Annotated in this window: 3 protein-coding genes and 1 pseudogene; 3 read left to right on the forward strand and 1 reads right to left on the reverse strand. The window is 74.4% G+C overall.

Annotation, left to right across the window (positions count from 1 at the left end; translation table 11 throughout):
- Nucleotides 1-144 precede the first annotated feature (144 nt).
- Nucleotides 145-1,875: a serine/threonine-protein kinase gene (locus AB0G63_RS26605; protein WP_360754899.1), complete on the forward strand. Its 1,731-nt coding sequence runs from the start codon at nt 145-147 to the stop codon at nt 1,873-1,875.
- A gap of 111 nt (nt 1,876-1,986) precedes the next feature.
- Here AB0G63_RS26605 and AB0G63_RS26610 read toward each other — a convergent pair whose 3' ends face one another.
- Nucleotides 1,987-3,681 carry a cellulase family glycosylhydrolase gene (locus AB0G63_RS26610; protein WP_360754902.1) on the reverse strand — a complete coding sequence of 565 codons (1,695 nt, stop codon included), beginning with the start codon at nt 3,679-3,681 and terminating at the stop codon, nt 1,987-1,989.
- Nucleotides 3,682-3,928: 247 nt separating this feature from the next.
- On the opposite strand from AB0G63_RS26610, the gene AB0G63_RS26615 reads away from it, so the two are divergent.
- Entirely contained in the window at nt 3,929-5,614 is a 1,686-nt protein-coding gene (locus AB0G63_RS26615) for an FAD-dependent monooxygenase (RefSeq protein WP_360754905.1), read from the forward strand.
- Nucleotides 5,615-5,764: 150 nt separating this feature from the next.
- Nucleotides 5,765-6,000 (forward strand): annotated as a pseudogene (locus AB0G63_RS26620) (hypothetical protein); the annotation flags it as partial.

Consider the following 6,000-nt stretch of genomic DNA (forward strand, 5'->3'; position numbering starts at 1 on the left):
TCTCAGGGGTCGGAACAAGCCATCCCGCGCGACGCGACGGGGGCGGAAGTGGGAGAAACCCTCGGTACGCGCCGCGGCTGGGCTAGCCTCGTCTTCCCCTGGACAGCGAACTGGCATACGTCGAAGAGAATTTCGGGGGAACCCGTGTCACAACAGCGGCCGGCACCGGACCCGGCGGCGGACGAGGCCGCCGTGCTGCGGCAGGCCGGCGCCTCTCCCCTGCGCGCCGGCGACCCGGACGGCATCGGTCCGTACGTGCCGCTGGCCCTGCTCGGCAGCGGCGGCATGGGGCGGGTCTTCCTCGCCCGCCCCGCGGACGGCAGTCCCGTCCTGGCCGCGGTGAAGGTGATCAGGCCCGAGTACGCCGACGACCCCGGCTTCCGGCGCCGGTTCGAGCGCGAGGCGGCGGTGCACCACCGCGTCCGCACCCCGCACACGCCGAGACTGTGCGGCACGGGCTCCGGGGACGAGCTGCTGTGGATGGCCACCGAGTACGTGCCGGGGCTCGACCTGGCGGCGGCCGTGCGGGAGGGCGGCGCCCTGGAGACCGCGGCCGTCTGGCGGCTCGTGGCGGACGTCGGACAGGCGCTCGCGGCGCTCGCCGCCGCGGAGATCGTGCACCGCGACCTGAAACCCTCCAACGTCCTGCTCTCACCCTGGGGCGCGTACGTGATCGACTTCGGCCTGTCGAAGGCGGTGGACTCCAGCGCGCTCACCGGAACCGGCAACCGGGTGGGCACCCCGGCCTACATGTCGCCGGAGCACCTGAGGACCGGTCGCTGCGACACCGCGTCGGACGTGTTCTCGCTGGCCGGGACGCTGGCCTACGCGGCCACGGGCCGTGCCCCGTTCGGCGACGGCACCGGCGTCGACGTGATGCACCGGGTGGCGTTCGAGGAGCCGGACCAGGACCTGCTCGACGAGGTCCGCGCCCGCGACGCGGACCTCGCCTCCCTGCTGTCCGTGTGCCTGGTGAAGGAACCCGGGCTGCGGCCCGCTCCGCACGAGCTGATCGAGGCGGCCGAGGAGCACATCCGCACGTCGTCCGTGTGGCCCGAGTCGCTGGAGAGCCGGGTGCTGGCCCGGCACCGGGCGTACGAGGTGCTGCGCCGCCTCCCGGCCGGGCGGCCGGCCCGCCCGGAGCCGCCGAAGGCTCGGGCGGGGGCGGTGGATCCGCGGGCGGGTACAGCGGAGGCGGGGCCCGGGGCGGCGGAGGCACCGGCTCCGCCTCCGGCGGAAGCCCGCTCCCGGGCGCGGCGCAAGCCGGCGCCGGCCGTCGCCGCCGGCCTGGCCCTCTGCGCCGCCGCGGGCGCCTTCGTCATCGCCCATCACCACCAGGCCCCCGCGACCGCCACCGCCCCCTGGACCCGTGCCACGGCGGGCGCGGGCGGCGGCTCGGGCGGCTCCGGCCTGCTGCCGCTGCCCGGCGGCTCGGGCCGCGCGCCGGGCATGTCCGGCAAGAGCGCCGGCGGCGCCGCTCTCGCCCGCGACGCCGGCCGGCCCCGGGCGTCGGGCTCCGTGACGGCCACCCGCGCGAACGCCGCCCCGGCCGCCGAGACATCGGCCGCCGGGACGCCGTCGCCGGGCGGCTCGCCCACCGTCTCGCCCTCGGGGTCCGCGAACGCGCCGGAGCCCTCGGAGTGCACGTACTACTCCGGCAGCGGCCGCACCCGCCGGGGGGACAGCGGCCGGCGGGTCCTGGAGGTCCAGTGCCTGCTGGCCGAACACGGCTACACCGGGGCGGGTTCGGACGCCGAGGGCGAGTTCGGCGCCGGTACGGAGTCCGCCGTGCGCGGCTTCCAGAGCGACCAGGGGCTCCAGCCCGACGGCGAGGTGGGACGCGAGACCTGGGCCGCCCTGCGCGGCACCGGGTGACGCCGTGCGGGGCGGGCGACGCCCTGCGGGGCGGATGACACCGCGCGAGGCCGATGACACCACGCAAGGCCGATGACACCGCGCGGGGCCGATGACACCGCGCGGACCGGGTCAGCCGGTGGAGCAGGCGGCGCCGTTCAGCGTGAACGCCGTCGGCGCCGTGTTGGCGGTGCCCTTGGCGGCGGTGAAGCCGACGGTGACCTTGCCGCCGGCGGGGACGGTGCTGGTGTAGGAGGCGGCCGCGACGCTGACCGTGCCGCCGCTCTGGGTGGGCGTGCCGCCCCACATGTTGGAGATCGTCTGGCCGTCGGCGAAGGCGAAGCCGAGCGTCCAGCCGTCGATGGCGGTGGCGCCGGTGTTGCCGATCGTGATCTCGCCCTGGAAGCCGCCCGGCCACTCCCCCACGACGCGGTAGCCGACGGAGCACGACGTCTTGGCGCCCTCGGCCGTGGTGACGTCCACCGTCGCCGAGCGGGGCGAGCGGTTCCCGGCCGCGTCGCGGGCGCGCACGGCGAAGGTGTACGCGGTGGCGGCGGTCAGGCCGGTCACGGTGGCGGTCCCGGTGGTGGAGGTGGCGACCCTGGTCTCGGTGCCGTCGCCGCCGACGCGCACCACGTCGTAGCCGGCGACGCCGACGTCGTCGGTGGCGGCGGCCCAGGTGAGGGTGACCGACTTGGCCGTCGCCGAGGACGCGCTCGGGGTGCCGGGGGCGGTCGGCGCCTGGGTGTCGCCGGAGCTCTGTCCGGCGTAGACGGTGGCCTCCTTCGCGGTCCGCGCGATGCCGTCGGCGCCGTTGAAGACGCGCACGCCCCAGGAACTGAGCCGGGTGGCGTCGAAGCCGGTCGCCAGGTCCAGGATCGGGTCGGTGTTGCCGCTCCAGGACCAGGCCAGGTAGCCGAGGTTCAGCTGACCGGCGGCGGCCATCATCGTGTCCTCGTCCGGATCGCCCCACTGGTCGGCGGGGCCGCCGAACTCGCCGATGAGGATGGGCAGTTTGGCGTCGACGAAGGCGTTCAGGTAGTCGGTGATCTCCTGGGCGGTGTCGAAGACGCTGTACATGTGGATCGAGAAGATCAGGTTGCCGGTGGAGTCGGCGTCGTAGACCGACCGGGCCTGGGCGCGCATGACGCCCTGCCAGTCCTGCCCCCAGTTGGGCGCGTCCACCATGAGGGTGTGCGCGAGTCCGGCGGCGCGCAGCTTCTTGACGGCGGCGATGGTCGGCGCGGTCCAGCCGGCGGGGTCGGTGTTGCCCCAGGGCTCGTTGCCGATGTTGACGACGATGTAGTCCTCCTGACCGGCGAGCACGTCCTTCAGGCCGATCCAGTAGTCCGCGGCCTCGTCCAGCGTGCCGGCCGCGCTGTCCTCGCCGTAGCCGGTGGTGTCGTGCACCTCCAGGACGCAGATGAGGCGGTTGGCCTTGCACTGCGCGACGACGTCGGCCACGTCCGCGGGGCTGTTCGCGCTCCAGCGGTGGCCGTCGGCCAGGACGACGCGCACCGTGTTGGCGCCCAGCGCCTTGATGTCGGCCAGCGACTGCCGCGTCCGGCCCGGATACCAGGTGTGGGCGTGGTTGACGCCCCGCATGACGAAGTCGTTGCCGTTGCCCTCGACCAGGCGGCCGTTGCTGATGTGCAGGCCGGCCGCGCGGACACCGGGCGGCTCGGCGTGCGCGACGGCGGGGAAGGCTGCGGTGACGAGGACCAGCCCGAGCAGGCCGGCCAGTGCGGTCAGCAGGCCCTCCAGAGGGCGCTTTCGTGCCGTGCTCCTCGGTGCGGTCGTGGGTGTCGCTGTTCTCGCTGTTCTCACTGCGGCTCCAGGGAGTGAGCGCCGGATGGCCCAGGCGTCGGAAGGGGAACGGGACTGAATGTGGGAGCGCTCCCATGAAGCCATCTTTGCCAAGTACACGTCAACCCTGCGGAGCGGTTCCCGGCGCGGGCGGACCCGTGTCACGTAAGCGGGTGAAGCCTGAGCCGCCCTCCGCGCCGCGGGGCATTGATGAAGATCCCCGCCGGATCCGGCCGGGACGGCGGACACGACACGCTGGAGGCACGTGATGAACACAAGAGCCGAACGGGCGGACGGGACGGATCAGCGCGTCCCGGTCCTCATCGTCGGCGGTTCCCTGGTCGGCCTGTCGACCTCGTTGTTCCTCGGCAGGCTGGGGGTGCGGCACACGCTCGTCGAGCGGCACGCCGGCACCTCCATCCATCCCCGCGGCCGGGGCAACAACGTGCGCACGATGGAGCTGTACCGGGTGGCCGGCGTCGAACCCGCGATCCACGCGGCCGCGGTCACCCTCGCCGACAACCACGGCATTCTGCAGACCCCCGCCCTCGTCGGCGAGGCGGGCGAATGGCTGTTCAAGGAGATCGACCCGGGCGGCGGGCTGGCCCGCTTCAGCCCGACCTCCTGGTGCCTGTGCAGCCAGAACGACCTGGAACCGGTCCTGCTCGACCACGCCGCGGAGCTCGGCGGCGATCTGCGCTACCACACCGAACTGATGTCGTTCGACGCCGACTCCGCGGGTGTCACCGCGGTGGTCAAGAGCCGGCGCACGGGCGAGCACACCACGATCCGCGCCGACTACCTGGTCGCCGCCGACGGCCCGCGCAGCCCCGTCCGGGAGCAGCTGGGCATCGGCCACAGCGGACCGGGCGACCTGTTCCACAACGTCAGCGTCACCTTCCGCTCCCGCCGCCTCGCCGAGGTCGTCGGCGACCGGCGGTTCATCGTCTGCTACCTCACCCGTCCGGACGCCGACGGCGCGCTGCTGCCGGTGGACAACCGCGAGAACTGGGTCTTCCACGCCCCCTGGCACCCCGAACACGGCGAGACGCTGGAGGAGTTCACCGACGAGCGCTGCGCCGACCACATCCGCCGGGCGGTCGGCGACCCGGACCTCGACGTGGAGATCACCGGCCGGGCCCCCTGGCACGCCGCTCAGCGCGTGGCCCGCAGCTACCGGACCGGCCGCGTGTTCCTGGCCGGCGACTCGGCCCACGAGATGTCCCCCACGGGCGCCTTCGGTTCCAACACCGGCATCCAGGACGCGCACAACCTCGCCTGGAAGCTGGCCGCGGTGCTGGACGGCTGGGCGGGCGAAGGGCTGCTGGACTCCTACGACGCCGAGCGGCGTCCGGTGGCGGAGGCGACCAGCGCCCGGGCGGCCGCCCGGTCCGCCGAGCACAGCCACCCCGGCTTCGCCCCGCCGCCCGGCACCGGCGGCGGGCCCCAGCGCGGGCTGCTGAACGTCGCCCTCGGCTACCGCTATCCGCGCGGCGCCGTCGTCGGCGCCGACCCCGCGACCCCGGTCGTGCCGGAGCGACTGGAGCTGACGGGGGAGCCCGGCAGCCGGGCGCCCCACCTGTGGATGGCGCACCGGGGCCGCCGGATCTCCACCCTCGACCTCTACGAACGCTCGCTCGTCCTGCTCAGCGACGCCGACGTGCCGAACGGCTGGCACGAGGCCGCCCTCCGGCTCGCCGGGCGGCTGTCCGTCCCGCTGGCCTCCTACCAGGTGGGGACCGGGCCGGACGCCGAGCTGGTGCCCGAGGACGGCGCGGGCTGGACGGAGCGCCACGGCACGGCGGCCGGGGGCGCCGTGCTCGTCCGCCCCGACGGGTTCGTGGCCTGGCGGTCGGCGGGTCCGGCGGCGGATGCCGAAGCGGCGCTGCGCGAGGTGCTGACCACGCTGCTGGCTCTGCCGCGGTCCGGCCCGGACGTTGGGCCGGCCCGGTGAACGCGGAGCCTGAGACGTGCCGGTCGTCACCCGGCTGAGCGCCCCGAGTGGTGAGCGGCGGCCGACTGCCTGACGGTGGTTCATATCGGGGCCGGGTCATTCCAGCTGACGAAGCACCAGCTGCCCGGCTCGCGACGGAAGGAACATCAGATGCGTTCTGCTCGCATGCTCCTGGCCACCGGGGCGGCCTCGGCCGTCCTCGCCCTCGGCGCCCCGGGCGCCTATGCGTACGCCTACGGAGGTGACAGCGGCCACGGGGACTCCGGCTTCAGCAAGGAGGACTCGGGCGGCAAGAAGGAGGACGGCGGCAAGGAGGACGGCTTCGACAAGAAGGAACACGACAAGGACGGCTTCGACAAGCCCCACGGCGGAATGCACACCGGCGG

It is taken from the genome of Streptomyces sp. NPDC020996, assembly GCF_040641355.1.
In the GTDB taxonomy this organism is placed as follows: Bacteria; Actinomycetota; Actinomycetes; order Streptomycetales; family Streptomycetaceae; genus Streptomyces.

Bases quoted from the DNA above. Each gene is read 5' to 3' on its own strand.
- AB0G63_RS26615 (WP_360754905.1), top strand. From the start codon at position 3,929: ATGAACACAAGAGCCGAACGGGCGGACGGGACGGATCAGCGCGTCCCG.